Below are 17333 nucleotides of genomic sequence, written 5' to 3' on the forward strand. Positions count from 1 at the left end.
CAGCATAGACTCTGCCACCAAGAAATCTCAAATTATCAATTCGCCTCCTCATAAGTGGAAAAGACATCTTCATAGTCCCTCTGTGCTTGTTCGAAATCATCTATCCTGCCTATATCCATCCAATATTCACGAATAGGATACACAGTGGTCTTTTCCTTGCCCTCAATCAGCTGATTGAATAAATCTGGCATATCAAGATACTTTTCCTCTCGAATATAGTCCAGCACCTCAGGCGAAAGAACATACATACCAGCATTTACAAGATACTGCTGCGACGGTTTTTCACGAATTTGCACTATTTCAGTTCCATTGTAGTCAATAACACCATACGGTACCTGATAGCTGTACTCACGTACCCCCATTGTAGCCAAAGCCTGCTTTTCCTTGTGAAAGTCTACAAACTCACCAAAATCAACTTTCGTAAGCAAATCTCCATTCATCACAATGGCAGGTTCCAACAGCTTTTCAGGCAGAAAATATAAAGCACCAGCCGTCCCCATGCGTTTTCTTTCGTGAATATAATTAATTTCCACACCATATCTGCTGCCATCGCCGAAATGTTTCTCAATCATTTCCGATTTATAATTTACACATAGGTAAAAACGATGGAAACCGCTCTCAATAAAGTTCTCTATGATTGTTTCCAAAATGGGCTTATTCCCAACTTTTAGCAGCGGTTTGGGAACTTTATTTGTCAGTGGTCGAAGCCTGGTGCCCAGGCCACCTGCCATAAGTATGACAACATTGTCCCGCACCTTTTTATAAAGCACATCTTCTAGTGTGTAAAGGTTAATCAGCACATTGTTCTCATCTACCACAGGAATATGGTGCAGCGTAGATTTGCGCATGATGTTGGCTACATAGCTCTTTTCTTGGTTTATAGTTGCTACTAGGGGTTTTGTATTCATGACATCAACCACAGGAGCAGAAAGCTCTAAACCACGCAATAACCCACGCCTTATATCGCCATCAGTTACTACTCCCAGCAGATGATTACCTTCCGAAACTACTAGAGCAAACTGCAGGGCCGCCCTATCTATAACCCGTAATGTATCTATGATTGACATATCTCTGGATATGCAGCAATTTTTCCATGTATTCATAGTCATTACTTCCCTCTACCACTCAATCTTCTCATCTATTCCATAAGCACGACCAGCTTTCTTACCCAGTATGTGCCATACATTCATAGGGCTGATACCTGCTCCTGCTCTCTTAGCTGTCAATTTTTCCAGAGTAATATTTTCTCCTTCTGAAATTTCCGAAGCTGCCACCATGCTTTTTCGCACTATATTGATGTTTGCAACCTCATCAGCAGCTGGAATCTTCACGCCACACCCTATGGCCTGCTCCACCGTGCGAATGGCTTGCACCATGGCCTGCAGCTCCTCTGGTTCCAGGGAAGCCTTATGGTCAGGGCCAGGCATATCTTTGTCCAGAGTGAAATGCTTCTCTATAATGACAGCCCCCAGCGCTGTTGCCGCCACAGGAATAGTTATTCCTTTAGTATGATCGGAATACCCTACCGGCAGGCCGAAAGCTCTTTTCATAGTTTCCATAGCCTTCAAATTAGCCTGGGATGCAGGTGCGGGGTACTGGGTAGTGCAATGAAGAAGCTGCACTTTTTCCCTAAGGATGTTCTGGCCTTCCTCTGATACATACACATCCTGAGCAGCCTGGTAGTTGGCCGGAAAATCTGACTTTATATATCCGTAGGCCAGCATCGCCAAGGCCTTTTCGATCTCTCCCAAAGTCGCCATGCCCGTGGACAGCACTACGGGCTTTTGGGAATGTGCAATCTCTATCAAGAAGGGCGCGTTAGTTACCTCGCCCGAAGGAATCTTGATGAATGGCATATTCAGCGCTGTAGTCAGAAAATGCAGGCTATCACTATCAAAAGGTGTGGATATAAAATCCACGCCGCACTCTCTGCATAGTTTTTCCAGCTCTATGTAATCCTCATCCTTCAATGTCAGTTTCTGCAACATCTCCAGCTGACTTTCCTGCATTCCCGTAGTCACCTTCTGATAGGCCGCTTTTTCTGCTGTCTTGGTTACTAAATTCTCCGGGTGAAAAGTCTGGAACTTCACTGCGTCTGCTCCAGCCTCTGCCCCAGCCCTAACCAGCTTTCTGGCCAGTTCCATGTCACCATTATGGTTCACGCCAGCTTCGGCTATGATATATACATGCTTCTTACTCAAGTCCTCGCGCCTCCCGGCAAATCGTAGAATCTCTTTTTCAAATCTATGTGGCCTTGCAATGCTTCCATAATCTTTTGGGCAATTCTTTCACCCGCATGGCCAGTTCCGTACGGACTGATAACCTCTCGACAAATCGCCTGATGCGCGGGGCTCATAGCTTTTTTTATACCATGCACAATCTCTGCTGCTGACGAGCCACAGTTTACAATACTTGCATACTGAAGCCTCCCTCTTTGGCGGTCACCAATATTTACTGTAGCAACATGCAAAGCCGGAGCTTCGATAATACCACTGGAAGAATTCCCTAACACTAGCTTGGCATGTTTCATAAGTGATAGGTAACGCCGTACGCCTAAGGAAGTATAGACATGCAGATTAGACAAGCCTGCCTTATCCAGTAAGGCATTGATTTTCGCTCCACCTTGGTCAGCATTTGACTTAGTGACGATGAATTGCATATGTGGAAATGCTTTTATGGCCTCCAAGAAATCATCTATATTCTGCTCGACCTGCTCCTCTTCCATTGTCACAGGGTGATAGGTACAAAGCGCGTATTCGCAGTCATCCAGCCCAATGCTTTTCAGCGCTTCAGCCTTTTCCATATCTGCCACTGACAATATATTGTCTATGCTGGTGGAGCCATAGTTGAAAACCCTGTCTGGGCTTTCTCCCAGTTGCACAACCCTTCTGCGGCTTTCCTCATTGGTCGTGAAATGAAGATAGCTCATCTTGGATATGGAATGCCTGATCCACTCATCCATGGCTCCTTCGGTGGTGTCGCCTCCGCAAATATGAAATATTGGCATTTGCGTATTCCCTGCGGCCATAGCCACTGCCAGTATTTCATAGCGATCTCCCAATAACACCACGCCGCTGTATCTCTCTGTGGCAAACAATCTTGTGAATTTAACTAATGCATCTGCCTGATTGAAAGATATATCCAAAGCAGTATCAGATTTGACCGAAATTTCAATTCTCTTATCTATCCGTTGCCCTGCCGCTTCTATCTCTTGTACAGTCATACCATATTGCTCACTCAGATGGGTGCCGGTAACTATCAGTTCCACCCTAAATGTGTCGCTTTCTCCCTTACGCAGTGCCCTGACTACCGGAGAGAGCAAGCCATATTCCGCTCTGGTGGCTGTCACCACGCATATCTTTCGCATATCCACCCAGTCCCTTCAAACCTGCTTCCTTTTGCCCAGCCGGTCGCCTACTCGTACGCGCCCAGCAAAATCATAGTCTACTACTTCCACCATGGTATCCTGCGTTTTCACTAAGAACCCCTGCTCCGTTTTCCCAAGCACCTGTCCAGGAATATTCTTGTAAACATGCGCACCTTTTATTTCACGAACCTTGTTGATGCGCATTTCCGCCCCATCCAAAAAGGTTCTCGCTGCAGGACCAGGAGGACAGATAGCCCTGACAAAATTGAACACATCCCGGCTTCTCTGGTTCCAGTCCAAGATTTCGTCTCCTATCTGCCTCATACCACAGTAAAAACCCACTGGGTCGATATCCTTTTGCTGAGTAACCTCAGCCGTTCCCTCCTGGAGGCTCTTAATGGCCTCATAGAGAATGTCCGCGCACCCAGCATAAGCTCTTTCCAACAAGGTTGCATAAGTGTCATCATCTGTGATGGGATATGTATTTTGCAGGATAATATCCCCTGTATCTATGCCCTCGTCCACATAGTGGACGGTAATTCCGAATTCCTTCTCATCATTGATGAGAGCCCAGTTCAGAATATTCCTCCCCCGATAGAAGGGTAACTTACCTGCATGGCAGTTGATGGTTTTCATAGGCGGGATATTAATAAAGTCCTTCTTGAAAATCTGATTGAAGGACATGGAGACAAAAATATCCGCTCCATAGCCAGCATATTCTTTCCGTGCTTCTGGTGTATTGATATTCTCGTGAAGAACAACAGGTATGCCCTGTTCCTCAGCCATCTTTATCAACACAGGATCTTTTTTGTCGTAACGCACAGTCACGAAAACAATTTCCAAGCTTTTGTCAGCAACTATCTTCTCGAACGACCTATGGCCCCAAGGGCCATCTGCAAAGTAACCAATCTTCACGTAAACCACCTCACACAATTTGTGATGCGGTATTTTATGCCTGGTTACATAGCTTTCGCCGGAACGCCCACTACCTTAGCACCTGGTGGCACATCCTTCAGGACAACAGCTCCAGCTCCCACAAGCGCATTCCTGCCAATGGATATCCCTTGAATTACCGTTGCCCCAGTGCCAATATGGCTTCCATCACCTACCTGCACACCACCAGACAAGATAGCTCCCGATGCAATATGCACATGACTGCCAATGACACAGTCATGGTCTACCACAGCCCCGGTGTTGATGATAGAATCCTCGGCAATCCTAGTGCCTGTGTTCACCACAGCCCCCGCCATGACTTGTACACCTTCCCCAAGGATGCAATCCGATGCAATTATCGCAGCTGGATGTATCACCTGACGAAAGCCGTAGCCAAGCTTTTTGAACTTGTAATAGATGCTTGCACGAAGGGCTGTATCTCCTACAGATCCCAGCCCATTGACCAACTCCACCGCATCATTGGAGTAGGCAGAAATCGCACTGTCATCTCCTATGATGGGCAAATCACCGTTCTGTCTACTGGGGGGGGGCACTTGTCAAGCATACCCAGCATCTCTACCCCCAGCAGTCTCAAGCTATCGTATAGCACCTTGGCATGGCCTCCAGCACCGATGATTATTACAGGTTTATCCATTGAACTTATTCTCCCAATACTACACTAGACGGGATATTGACCAACCTTCGTCCAACATCTTCTGCAGTGCTGCATTCCATACGCGGACAGTCTTTGTACATCTCCAATGTGTACATAAGATTCCAGATAGGGCGACTCATAATGTTGCTGTCATTCAAAAGTGCCAGCAGCCTGTCTCGCATGTGCGCCAGCTCCGGTTTTAAAAGCAAGGCGTTAAACCAATAGTTGCTCTTGGCAAAATCCGGTTCTATGAAAAAGTCAACGGATTCATTTCCTTCAAAGACCTTTCTGTATTTTTCTGCCAAAGCGCGCTTCTTTGCGAGGAACTCTGGCAATTCTTCCAGCTGGGCACATCCCAATGCCGCATTGATATTTGGCATACGATAGTTATATCCTACCATATCATGACGGAATTCCCACTTATGCGGAATCTTAGCTTGAGTAGTCAAGTGCTTGGCCAGTTTGCCCATGTCATCATCATTAGTAAGCACAGCACCACCACCACCGGTGGTGATTGTTTTGTTGCCATTAAAGCTCATGGCACTCACAAGGCCGAAATTTCCCGTATGTTTGCCCTTGTAGAAAGAACCAATAGACTCAGCACAATCCTCTACTACCACCAGATGGTACTCTTCGGCAAGGGCATTTACCTTATCCATATCCACAGGATGACCAAAGGTATGCATTGGTACCACAGCAGATATCCGCCTGCCTGTCTTTCTATTGTAGCATGCTCCGTTCTTTATTTCAGCAATCTCTCGCAAATAGTCTCTTAGCTTATCTGGATCCAACCCTAATGTTTCATAGCAGCTATCAACAAAATGAGGCACCGCTTGGCAATAAACCACGGCATTGGCTGTAGCTATAAATGTCAGCGCTGGAACTAAGACCTCATCTTCAGGCTTTACCCCCGCCAAGATTAAGCATATATGCAAGGCAGAAGTGCCATTCGCCACCGCCACTGCTCTTTTTACACCAGTATAGGCAGCCAGGTCTTCTTCAAAGCGGTCAACAAATTTCCCTACTGAGGAAACCCATCCCGTATCAATACATTCTTTGACATATTTGTTTTCATTGCCCCTAAACAACGGCTCGTGCAAAGGCAGAAAATGCTCTGTAGGAAGGACGGCCTGCAACGTATCCAGCACATTGCTTAGTTTATTCACTTCATCCATCATATGTTATACACATCCGCTTTATACTTTTTGAGATTATCTTTATCAGCAAACCAGTCTATGGTTTCTTTCAAGCCTCGCTTGAAGCCTTCGCGTCCCCCATACTGTGGTTCCCATCCAAGAAGTCTTTTAGCCTTGCTATTGTCTGCCCACAAGCGGTTAACTTCACTTTTTTCTGGACGCAGGCGAATCTCATCAGTCTCAATTTCAATATCCACATTCATAGCCTCAGCGATAATTTTTGCTGTGTCCCCAATGGATACTTCAAAGTTGCTGCCTATATTGATAACCTCGCCGATAGAATTATGCGAATTCATAACTGAAATAAAGCCTTGTACTGTGTCCTTCACATAATTGAAATCGCGTGTTGGAGTAAGTGCGCCTAACTTAATCTTCCTTTTCCCATTCAATAACTGAGTGATAATCGTCGGTATCACTGCACGTGCTGACTGACGAGGGCCATAAGTATTAAATGGGCGAATCAGCGCTACCGGCGTGCCAAAGGAGCGATAAAATGACATGGCAATCTGATCGGCTCCAATTTTGCTGGCTGAATAAGGTGACTGTCCCTGCAGAGGATGCTCCTCTGTAATGGGTACAAACCGTGCTGTGCCATACACCTCCGATGTAGAAGTCTGCACAACCTTTTCAATGCCTAACTCCCTAGCAGCCTGCACAACATTAAGAGCACCCTTCACATTGGTATCAACATAAGTATCAGGAGAGTGATATGAGTATGGAATAGCAATCAATGCAGCCAGATTTAGCACTGCATCGCAACCCTCCATGGCCGTCTTTACCCCATGAGCATCACGGATATCTCCAGCAAAGACCTCCAGTTCGTTTTTTACATCTAATGGTGACTCATCTAGCCAGCCCCATGAGTTGAAAGAGTTATAAAGAACAAATGCTTTCACTGCATATCCATCACAAACTAGCTTCTCCACTAAGTGTGAACCAATGAAGCCATCTGCTCCAGTTACTAAAATCTTCTTCATATCACATACTAGCTCCTGTACAATATATTCTCACAATTTACTTTTCTACACTATTTACATCTCTTTTATTGGTCCTTTCATCCCAAATAGGTTTTTTTAAAGCCCATTCACCAAATTCATTTTTTTCAAAAATATCTCGATTATAAAGCTTGTCAATTATTTCATAAAACTCCGATTCGCGATATCCGCAAAAACTACAAAAGTCTCTTACGCAACGTGAATCTAAAGCCGAATCTTTCCTGCGAACAATATCAATCGCTTCTTCTCTTGACATCATGCCATATCTAACAAATCTTGCTGTATAATCAGTTGCAGATGTATGACCATATTTAGGATACTTCAACCATGCATGAACCAAATATGCCATAGAATCCACTTGATCAAAATTCTCAGCACAATGTGTTCTATCCCACTCACCTATAAGGTCATGAAATCCTCGTTTTTTAGCAAATATATAATTTGCATATGAGTTCCATGGAACATAATAGCTCAAATAAAAAGGGTCAAGCATATCTAAATCTTTCTGCGGCGGTGCTTTTATTAGTGAAAGATCTTCCTCTGTCACTCCTTCAATATGGAGTTCTTCATCACTATAACTGACAGCCACACCATTTTCTATTTGTTTCCTTGCACTATATGTTTCCTCTGCATCTACACCGCCATACTCAAAACTTACGTTTTCACCATAGCAAAGCATTGGTGTATGGAATTTTATAGACATATACAGTGGAAATGTATAAATCAATCTATCTATATACCATGTCGGAGAGCCATACTTTTCAAAAAACATTCTCGTTAATGCTTTTTGTGCCTTAATATTCGGCTTACAAGAAATCAATGTACATCCAAATTCCTCGCTTAAATTTCTAAGATTATGCTTTCCCGCCTCAGTCATTGTAAAATTATCTTCAACAGTAAAAAGTATAGGGTGCATATTCATAACCTCTTTCAGCATATGCACCTGAAAATGACTATCCTTGCCACCAGAAACAGCTACTGCACAATCATACTGCCCTTTCCCATTGCAATTCCGATATTTATCACAGAATTCCTCAAATTCCTTAAAGCGCTTATCCCAGTCAATTTCTTTTCTCTTTGCATAATTATTGCATGCACTACACACACCATTCTCATCAAAAACAATCCCCGGCCGTGTATCTGGCATCGTACATTTCTTACAATAACGCATATTTTCCCCCTCTATCTAAACTTAATTATGCCAACTTTTTAATAAAACGCATATTATACATGTAGGTTTATATTACTTTATCAACGTTGCATATCGACAATCTATAGGATAAATTGGTGTATTTTTATCATATGCACAGTTATAACAAATTGTTCCTTCAACATTTCCGTTTAAATGACGTTCCCTTAGTTCAGCGAATGTCTTTGACTCCCACGCTTCCTTGAGGGTCATCTCATGAAGATCAGCTACAGCAAGATAATTTTGAAAATCAGCGCAACACGCCGTAAGGTATCCCTCGCACGATATTGTTGCTGCGTTAAATAATTGCGCACATGGTATTTGTATAGCCGATTTAATACCCTCAAATTTTTTTAGTTGTTCATTAGAGAGTTTCATTCTTTGTGTCTCTTCATACATAAGTCCTGTTTGATTAACCATGTTAATAAACACAACATCATCAGCAAACGTACCGACTTTATCACGAAGACTCCCAATTTCCGATACGTTCGATTTATTTACGATATATGAAACAAAGAGATTAACCTTTATTCTCTTTTGCTTTCTATATTCATCAAAGAAACGAAGATTATCAATAACCTTTTTAAAATCATCACGACCATGAATCTTTTTGTACGTCTCCGCAGTTCCAGCATTGATTGAAAATTTAATACTATCAATACCTGCTGCTGTCAGTTCAATAGTTTTTTCTTTAGATAACAACGCGCCATTTGTAGTAATGTATACATACTCAAATCCTAGGGATTTTGTATAACTAACAAATTCAGCAATATTTTTATTCATCAACGGTTCGCCAGTTGCGTAAAATCCTACTTCTCTAGTCCCCAAATCATATGCTTGTCTTAATACATCATACGCTAACTTCTTCTCTATAAAGCGCTTAATTCTTGTCATTTTAGAATTATAACAAAAGACGCATGCATGATTACAATAATTTGTTACTTCAACAAGTAAATTCTTTTTAGGAAATAAAGGGGTTGCTAATTGTTCAAAATTAGCATTTGCATTTATTCTTTGCTTTAACAGTTCCATTTATCACACCTCAAGAAGTGTATAAATTCCATTTGACTGATTGCACCTCATTAATGCTAACCAATGTGTGTCTGTGCCTCTATAGAACGGCACAATAACCCCCTCGAACGGATCATTCAAGGTTGACGATTTTGCAAAAAATACATCTTATTTCTTCAACTCTTTATATTTTCCTAGTATATTTTCTGTCGAACGATATCGGTATACATAATCCATTTGTTATTCTCCTATTCTAAAGCAGCTAATCAATCATCACTCTGTTTATATCCCCCACTATTCCAACGCACTCATCCTAGAAGTTTTTTTGTAACTTAACAATAAATCCCACATATCATATGCCGACAATCTACCATCAGCCCATCTATTAACTGAATGTCCCAAGTGCAAATCCTTTGGATAATTAAGAATAGATATAATGTTATCCGGAAGATACCAAGCCGAACTTATATTTGATTTAAATGGCACAAAACAAACTTTCTTTAAAAATGGCAAACTATCGAATTCACTCAAAACCTCTTCATTACTCGTATAATTCATTACTAAAAGATTGTCATAGTTAATTCTTTTTACTCTCTTATCCCATTTGTTTTTTGCTTCGATTGAATCTGATGTATGGTTCATATGCACTAAAACGGCATCATCCAATGAGAATATTGGATAAACCCTTCCTTGCCTATCGTCGTAATTTATGCCATAGAAATTTAAATCAGATGTTATAATCCTCTTGAAATTCTTGAGAAGTCTTATATAATCACTTTCAGAAAACCATAAATTAATAGTCGGAGACAAAAATGGCAATCTAAAACGATGATAAATATACCCTCCCAAACAACAAGGTGCTATAATAGTGATTTTAGATTTCCTCAACTTGTTATATTTTTCTATGGTGAACCCTGGTAAAAACAGAACATCTATTGAAAGCAACTTGTCCATATCGATTCCCAATAAGTTTGCTTCCTTGCACACTTTAGAGTATGGGAAGTTATCTGTCATTACCACAATATAGTCAAAAGTCATATTCTTTATTTCTTCTTTAGGAATGACTGGAATCCCATCAATGCTTCCATGAATGCAATCATTTGTTGTTATTCCGACAATCTCAGCACCGCCCAACAACTGGCTAACAATTTTATTCGAGATATTATTATATTGTCTTCCAGATCCCCACAGCAAAATTTTCATCAATTGGTTACACCTCCTAATTATTCACGCAAGCACAATCATACTTGCATATAACATATCCGAAAAAACATTAGCCCCAATACTGCCGATACAATGCTTGTAATATTTCAAAGAAGTTGTGCATCTTGTATCAACATCGCCTTCTTACTCTTTTCGTAAAGTTTTACCACACTACTCCGATCCCCATAATACCCATCAGTGCAAGCAACAGATCTGTTCATATCTGCGGTATCATCAAAAATCCCCCAGCCTTCGCTACGATACTTACTGACAATATCGTCATATTCAGCAAGCAGCTCCGGGTGCATTGACTCGAGCGTGGACCGTAAAAGAGGATGGGGACGCCACCAAAGCACCACCTCATTCTGATTCTTGAACGCTTTCAACACTGAACGAATTTTATCCATGTACATGTCCGTATACTTCAGCATAGCACTGAGACTTGTATTATAAAGGACAGCCTTCCTGCCATTTATCAGCCTTGCCCATGCCTCTGGCAACTCAAAATCCTCTCTTTTGCTACAAGTCACCTTGTCAAACTTCGGACTCCCCAGCCCGAGAATATGCTCCTCCCAATACTCCCGAGGTGCATTGGTATACTTGGTCAGCACATCCACATAAAGCTTCTTCATAGCCTCAGACTGGACAATCGAAAGATCAGCATTGAATATCCCTGGCTCCAATATGTAATGTGCCCTTTTATTCTCATATTCCAGAACTTCCTCTTCCTTCTCCGGGGCATCATAATCCAACTCTGGCTCTTCCAGCACAAAATAAGGAATATAAACCAGCTTATCCGTACATGGTTTTATATTCCTACTATAAAAAATCTCATCAACCGATGTTACAGAATTACAGTCATCATAAGGGTTATGGATAAATATCACATCCGGATGCATGGTCTTCAAATCCACTTCCTGCCAGTCCAGAGTGGGAATATCTGCCGGAAAAAACTCCCTCTCGCAATGCCACTCTTTGGCAGTGCCATCCGGGTTCCTGTCAGCGTATGGAATCGGAATCACATAGGCTATGCAGTTGTCCTTATCCTCATACGCTGCCCGCCACACACTTTCCAGGCTGTCCCACATGGAATATTTGTAGGGCAGGAACACCATTTCTTTCTTGAACTTCTCTTCCTTGCTGGTCTCCTGCACGATGTGCTGAAGCAGATCCTTACAAAGAGCTATTATCTCTTTTGCATCATCCCCAGCCTTCCCTGAGAGAATCTGCTTCATAGCCATGATAAGGCCATCATACACTTCCCCATACCTGGCATAGTTGCTCTCCGTCAGCCCCTGCTGGCAGAGGTCTCTGGCCTCCGTCAATTGGTGAAGGATAGGATTCATTTTCTGAGGGTGCGCATTCCCAGCCATGTTCAGAAATGCATATGCGGATCTCAACTTGGATAAGAGTCTGCTTTTTATAGCCATAGTCTCACCCCTCTCAAATGGTATGAAATCACTGCACACCAACTGTGTCGCAGGAATTATCTCAAAAGATACAGCTTTTGAAATAATATTCCACAACAAGAGCATTATTTCCTCCCTAAAAATAGAAAAGTTTCAAGTGGGGCAAAACAAAGGCTCAGAAACCGGATTCCTTCCCAGCTTCTGAGCTTTGCTTTTATTTGTTTTTAGAGGGTCTTGAGGATCTCCCTGACCTTCTCCAGATACTCCTCCCTGCTGCAGGTGATGACCTCGCCGGTCTTGCGTACCTTCAGCTCGATGACGCCCTCTTCCACGGCCTTGGGGCCGATGGTGACGCGCAGGGGGTAGCCGATGAGGTCGCAGTCCTTGAACTTCACACCAGCCCGCTCCTTGCGGTCATCCAGCAGGACGTCGATACCCTCTTTCTTCAGCTCGGCGTAGATTTCCTCGCCGTACTGAAGCTGGTCATCCTTCTTGGCATTGACCACGGCCACCACTGCCTCGAAGGGAGCAATGGCACGGGGCCAGATGATGCCGTCCTCATCGTTGTGCTGCTCGATGGCGGCAGCCATGGTGCGGCCTACGCCGATGCCGTAGCAACCCATGACCAGGGGCTGCTCCTTGCCTGCTTCGTCAAGGAAGGTGGCCCCCATGGCCTCGCTGTACTTGGTGCCCAGAGTGAAGACCTGGCCTGCCTCGATGCCGCGGCTCATGGTGAGAGGCGCGCCACACTTGGGGCAGGCATCGCCTTCAGCCACCATGCGGATATCTGCCACGGTGATGGCTTCCATGTTGAAGTCACGCTCCGGGGTCACATTCTTGTAGTGGGCATCCACCTCGTTGGCACCGGTGACGGCGTTGTACATGTGCATGACCGTGTGGTCAACAATGACCTTGATGCCCTCCTTGATGCCGATGGGGCTCATGAAGCCCGGGCAGCCGCCTGCAGCGCTGATGGCCTCATCCTCGGCCATGTTGAGCTCCTGTGCATCCTCGATAAGGTTGATGAGCTTCACCTCATTGACCTCATGATCGCCACGCACAAAGGCCAGCACCAGCTCGCCCTTGTCAGTCTGGTAGGCAATGGCCTTGATGGTCTTGGCCGTGGGCACCTTCAGGAACTCAGCCAGCTTCTCGATGGTGTTGGTGCCAGGGGTGGCCACCTTCTCCAAAGGCAGCATCTCTTCCTGCTCAGCCACGATGGCCTTCAGCTCTGCCTTCTCGTCGCTGGCAGCGTATTCGCACTTGGTGCAGCAGGCAATGCTGGACTCACCGGCCTCAGCCAGCACGGTGAACTCGTGGGAATGGCCGCCGCCTATGGCGCCATTGTCCGCCTCTACGGGACGGAACTCCAGGCCGCAGCGGGTGAAGATGCGGCTGTAGGCATCGTACATCTTCTGATAAGACTCGTTCATGCCCTCCACATCCTTGTCAAAGGAATAGAGGTCCTTCATGATGAACTCACGGCTGCGCATGAGGCCGAAACGAGGACGACGCTCGTCCCGGAACTTGTCCTGAATCTGGTAGAGCATGACCGGCAGCTGCTTGTAGGAGCGCACCTCATCCCTCACCAGAGCGGTGATCATCTCCTCATGGGTGGGGCCCATGCAGAACTCACGGCCATGACGGTCCTTCATGCGCATCATCTCAGCGCCGTAAGCTGCCCAGCGGCCGCTCTCCTCCCACAGCTCAGAGGGCTGCAGGATGGGCATCATGATTTCCTGGCCGCCGGCAGCGTCCATTTCCTCACGGATGATCTCCTCGATCTTGCGGATGGTGCGCCAGCCCAGGGGCAGGAAGTTGTACATGCCGCCGGCAGACTTTCTCATCAGGCCTGCGCGGTACATGAGCTGATGGCTGACAATCTCAGCCTCGGCAGGAGTGTTGCGCAGGGTGGGTGCGTATAAATTGCTTGCTCTCATTTCTTTTTCCGTTCCTCCAGTATTGCATCTATTTCCTTGAAAAGCTCAGTGACTAATTGTTCTTCGGGGACCTTCCTGACGATTTCCCCCTTGCGGAAGACCAGGCCTTCGCCCTTGCCCCCCGCAATGCCAACATCGGCACCACGGGCCTCCCCGGGGCCGTTCACCACGCAGCCCATGACAGCTACCTCGATGGGTTCTGCCATGCCCTCCAGCTTCTTTTCCACCTGCTCTGCAATGGCGGGCAGATCGATGCTGGTGCGGCCGCAGGTGGGGCAGGCCACCAAAGTAGGCCCGTATTCCTTCAGCCCCAGTGCCTTCAGTATCTCATTGGCCACCTTCACTTCCACCACCGGGTCCCCGGTGAGGGAAATGCGGAAGGTGTCGCCGATCCCCTCAGCCAAAAGGGCCCCAATGCCCACAGCTGACTTGATGATGCCCGTATTGGGGGTGCCAGCCTCGGTGATGCCCAGATGCAGGGGATAATCCACCTTCTCGCTCATGAGCCGGTAGGCCGCCAGGGTCATGGGCACATCATGGGCCTTCAGGGAGATCTTCATATCGTAGAAGCCCTGCTCCTCCAGGATGCGCACATGCTGCAGGGCGGACTCCACCAAGCCTTCAGGCGTGACCTTGTCTCCGTATTTGGCCAGGATCTTCTTGTCCAGGGAACCGGCATTGACCCCGATGCGGATGGGGATGCCGTGGGCCTTGGCCTCCTGCACCACGGCCCTGACCTTTTCCTCCCCGCCGATGTTGCCGGGGTTCAGGCGCAGGCCGGAAATTCCCTGCCTGATGGCCTCCAAGGCCAGCTTGTAGTCAAAGTGGATATCCGCCACCAGGGGCACCTGCACCTCTTTGATGATATTGCCCAGATTAGCGGCGGCTTCCATATCAGGCACCGCCAGGCGCACGATATCGCAGCCTGCAGCCGTCAGGGCCTTGATTTGCTGCACAGTGCTTTCCGTGTCCGCCGTCTTGGTATTGGTCATGGACTGGACAGAGATGGGAGCGCCGCCGCCGATGGCCACGCTGCCTATATGTATCTGTCTGGTTTTCTTTCTTTCAAACACCATCTTAGCCTCCCACGAATACCCGCATGATGTCATTGGCCGTAGCAAAGAGCATCAGGAGAATCAAGAGCCCCACGCCCACGCTCTGCATATAGTAGAGCGCCTTGGGAGAAAGGGGCTTGCCTCTCACTGCCTCGATGCAAAGTGTGATGAAGTGGCCGCCATCCAGAGCCGGAATGGGGAAAAGGTTCACCAATCCCAGGTTGATGCTCAAAAAGGCCGTGAAATTAAGCAGGGGCACAATGCCCATCTGGGCCACTTCTCCAGCCATCTGAGCCACGCCGATGGGACCTGCCAGGTCTTTGCCGGAAAGCTCCAGCAGGAGCCTGTAGAGGGCATCCACCATCATGTACATGAGGTAGCCCGTCTTCTGCACTGCCATGGTCACGGAATCAACGAAACCTACGTCCTTGTGCTCAAGGGCGCTCATAACCCCCACTACATTCCGCTTGGAACTGGCATCATAGGTGGGTGCAACGGAAACCTGCAGTTCCTCGCCTCCCCGCTGCACAGTCAGGTAGAGAGGCCTTCCCTCCTCACTGGCCTGAACAGCCTCGGTGAATTCAGTCCAGGTAGCAATGGCCTCGCCGTTTATGGAGAGCACCCTGTCCCCGTCCTTCAGTCCCGCCTCATAAGCAGGCTTGTCCGCCAGCACCGTGCCCAGGATGGGCTCCGGGTTCGGCGTGGAAACGCCGGAGAAGAAGAAAATGCCGAAGAAAAGGAAGATAGGCAGCAGGAAGTTCATGAAGACACCTGCCAGGATGACTACCATCCTGTGGCCCACGGGGCGCTCACAATAGCCCCGCTCCCCCGCATCATTCTCCTCTGGGTTCATGCCAGCGATGTCGTTGAAGCCTCCCAAAGGCACAACGCGGATAGAATATACCGTTTCTCCCCTCTTGAAAGAGCAGAGCTTAGGCCCAAAGCCGATGGCAAATTCGTCCACCCGCATGCCCGCCAGCTTGGCCGTAATGAAATGGCCCAGCTCATGCACCAGCACCAGCAGGCCTAAAACGAAGATAGTGGCCGCTATAGTAATTAACATTGTTTCACCGTCCTTTGCCTTCCCCTTGAGGGGAAGGTGTCAGCCGCAAGGCTGACGGATGAGGTGGCCTCCTATGGAAACTCAACCCCAGCGAGACACCTCATCCACCGCTTCGCGGTCCCCCTTCCCCTCAAGGGGAAGGCAGGAATTAGTATTACTGCTTTTTCAAAAGCCCCTTTGCAAACTCCCTGGCCCAGCGGTCTTCCTCGAAGAGCTCTTCCAGCTCCGGCTCCAGGATGGTTTCCCGCTTCAGCATGGTTTCCTCAATGATGTCGTAGATATCCAGGAAGTAAATATCCCCGGCCAGGAAAGCCGCTACCGCCACTTCATTGGCAGCGTTGAAGACGCAGGGCATGGTGCCGCCGATCTTGCCGGCTTCGTAGGCAAATTTCAGCCCCTTGAAGGTCTCCATATCAGGCTCACTGAAGGTCAGGTCCTTCATCTGCCAGAAGTCCAAGCGGGGCCAGGAGGCGGGCTGCCTCTCGGGATAAGTCAGGGCGTACTGGATGGGCAGCCGCATATCCGTGCTGCCCAGCTGAGCCATCACCGCACCATCCACGAACTGCACCATGGAGTGGATGATACTCTGGGGATGCACCACTACCTGAATCTTATCGTAGTCCACATCGTAAAGCCATTTGGCCTCGATGACTTCCAGCCCCTTGTTCACCAGGCTGGCGGAATCCACCGTGATCTTCCTGCCCATATTCCAGGTGGGATGGGCCAGCACCTGATCTACCGTCGCATTGCCTATTTCCTCCCGCTTCTTGCCGCGGAAGGGACCGCCGGAGCAGGTGAGCAGGAGCTTCTCAATCTTGGAGCTCTGCTCCCCCTGCAGGCACTGGAAGAAAGCACAGTGCTCGCTGTCTACGGGCAGGAGGCGTACCCCCTGCTCCTTCACCTTGCGGGTCACCAGCTCGCCGGCTACTACCAGAGTTTCCTTGTTGGCCAGAGCAATGTCCTTTTTCGCTTCCAAAGCCTTCATGGTGGGTTCCAGGCCGGCAAAGCCCATCATAGAAGTGACCACCGTCTGCACATCATCGTAGGCAGCTGCGTCAACAAAGGCCTGACGACCGCCTGCCAGCTGGGTCCTGCCCTTGTATCTCTCCTTCAGCCTCTGATAGGCAGCTTCATCGGAAAGCACCGCCAGCTCAGGCTGGAATTCTTCTATCTGTTTTTCCAGCAATTCATCGCTGGCATTGGCTGCCAGCACGGACACATGGAAAAGCTCCGGATGCTCCCGCACCACATCCAGAGTCTGGGTGCCGATGGAACCGGTGGAGCCTAGTATGGCTATATTCTTCATGAAAGAATTCC

At 47.2% G+C, this 17333-nt stretch carries 15 protein-coding genes; all 15 read right to left on the reverse strand.

The window, feature by feature from the left end; translation table 11 throughout:
- Positions 1–35: 35 nt before the first annotated feature.
- The 15 genes from P159_RS0112135 to P159_RS0112205 all read right to left on the reverse strand — a co-directional run bounded on the left by P159_RS0112135 (position 36) and on the right by P159_RS0112205 (position 17322).
- Positions 36–1103, reverse strand: coding sequence for a nucleotidyltransferase family protein (locus tag P159_RS0112135; protein ID WP_029544406.1), 1068 nt, complete (start codon positions 1101–1103; stop codon positions 36–38).
- Positions 1104–1118: 15 nt separating this feature from the next.
- On the reverse strand, positions 1119–2201 hold the full coding sequence (gene neuB, locus P159_RS0112140; RefSeq protein ID WP_029544408.1) for an N-acetylneuraminate synthase: 1083 nt from the start codon (positions 2199–2201) through the stop codon (positions 1119–1121).
- Positions 2198–3367 (reverse strand): UDP-N-acetylglucosamine 2-epimerase, encoded by a 1170-nt coding sequence (gene neuC, locus P159_RS0112145; RefSeq protein ID WP_029544410.1) that lies wholly within the window; start codon positions 3365–3367, stop codon positions 2198–2200. The genes neuB and neuC overlap by 4 nt, the downstream gene beginning before the upstream one ends.
- A 15-nt stretch (positions 3368–3382) precedes the next feature.
- Complete coding sequence (locus P159_RS0112150) at positions 3383–4282, reverse strand: methionyl-tRNA formyltransferase (RefSeq protein ID WP_029544411.1); 900 nt, start codon at positions 4280–4282, stop codon at positions 3383–3385.
- 44 nt (positions 4283–4326) lie between these two features.
- Entirely contained in the window at positions 4327–4824 is a 498-nt protein-coding gene (locus P159_RS18745) for an acetyltransferase (protein WP_221174096.1), read from the reverse strand.
- A gap of 136 nt (positions 4825–4960) precedes the next feature.
- Positions 4961–6133 (reverse strand): LegC family aminotransferase, encoded by a 1173-nt coding sequence (locus P159_RS0112160; protein WP_029544414.1) that lies wholly within the window; start codon positions 6131–6133, stop codon positions 4961–4963.
- Positions 6130–7128, reverse strand: a complete 999-nt coding sequence (locus tag P159_RS0112165) for an NAD-dependent 4,6-dehydratase LegB (protein ID WP_029544416.1) — start codon at positions 7126–7128, stop codon at positions 6130–6132. The genes P159_RS0112160 and P159_RS0112165 overlap by 4 nt, the downstream gene beginning before the upstream one ends.
- 37 nt (positions 7129–7165) lie before the next feature.
- Positions 7166–8317 (reverse strand): N-acetyl sugar amidotransferase, encoded by a 1152-nt coding sequence (locus P159_RS0112170; RefSeq protein ID WP_029544418.1) that lies wholly within the window; start codon positions 8315–8317, stop codon positions 7166–7168.
- A 72-nt stretch (positions 8318–8389) separates the two neighbouring features.
- Positions 8390–9367, reverse strand: coding sequence for a radical SAM protein (locus tag P159_RS0112175; protein ID WP_029544419.1), 978 nt, complete (start codon positions 9365–9367; stop codon positions 8390–8392).
- A 273-nt stretch (positions 9368–9640) separates the two neighbouring features.
- Positions 9641–10549, reverse strand: a complete 909-nt coding sequence (locus P159_RS0112180; RefSeq protein ID WP_318253641.1) for a DUF1919 domain-containing protein — start codon at positions 10547–10549, stop codon at positions 9641–9643.
- Positions 10550–10656: 107 nt separating this feature from the next.
- Entirely contained in the window at positions 10657–12084 is a 1428-nt protein-coding gene (locus tag P159_RS0112185) for a hypothetical protein (RefSeq protein ID WP_051650340.1), read from the reverse strand.
- A 98-nt stretch (positions 12085–12182) separates the two neighbouring features.
- Positions 12183–13898, reverse strand: coding sequence for a proline--tRNA ligase (locus tag P159_RS0112190; RefSeq protein ID WP_029544424.1), 1716 nt, complete (start codon positions 13896–13898; stop codon positions 12183–12185).
- The gene (gene ispG / locus P159_RS0112195) at positions 13895–14974 is read right to left on the reverse strand and encodes a flavodoxin-dependent (E)-4-hydroxy-3-methylbut-2-enyl-diphosphate synthase (RefSeq protein WP_029544426.1); all 1080 of its coding nucleotides are present in this window, start codon (positions 14972–14974) and stop codon (positions 13895–13897) included. Before ispG ends, P159_RS0112190 begins: the two co-directional genes overlap by 4 nt.
- 1 nt (position 14975) lies before the next feature.
- Positions 14976–16016 carry an RIP metalloprotease RseP gene (gene rseP / locus P159_RS0112200; protein WP_029544428.1) on the reverse strand — a complete coding sequence of 347 codons (1041 nt, stop codon included), beginning with the start codon at positions 16014–16016 and terminating at the stop codon, positions 14976–14978.
- A 154-nt stretch (positions 16017–16170) separates the two neighbouring features.
- Entirely contained in the window at positions 16171–17322 is a 1152-nt protein-coding gene (locus P159_RS0112205) for a 1-deoxy-D-xylulose-5-phosphate reductoisomerase (protein ID WP_029544430.1), read from the reverse strand.
- Positions 17323–17333 lie beyond the last annotated feature (11 nt).

Origin of the sequence: Selenomonas sp. AB3002 (genome assembly GCF_000702545.1) — a bacterium.
GTDB classification, from domain to species: Bacteria; Bacillota; Negativicutes; order Selenomonadales; family Selenomonadaceae; genus Selenomonas_B; species Selenomonas_B ruminantium_A.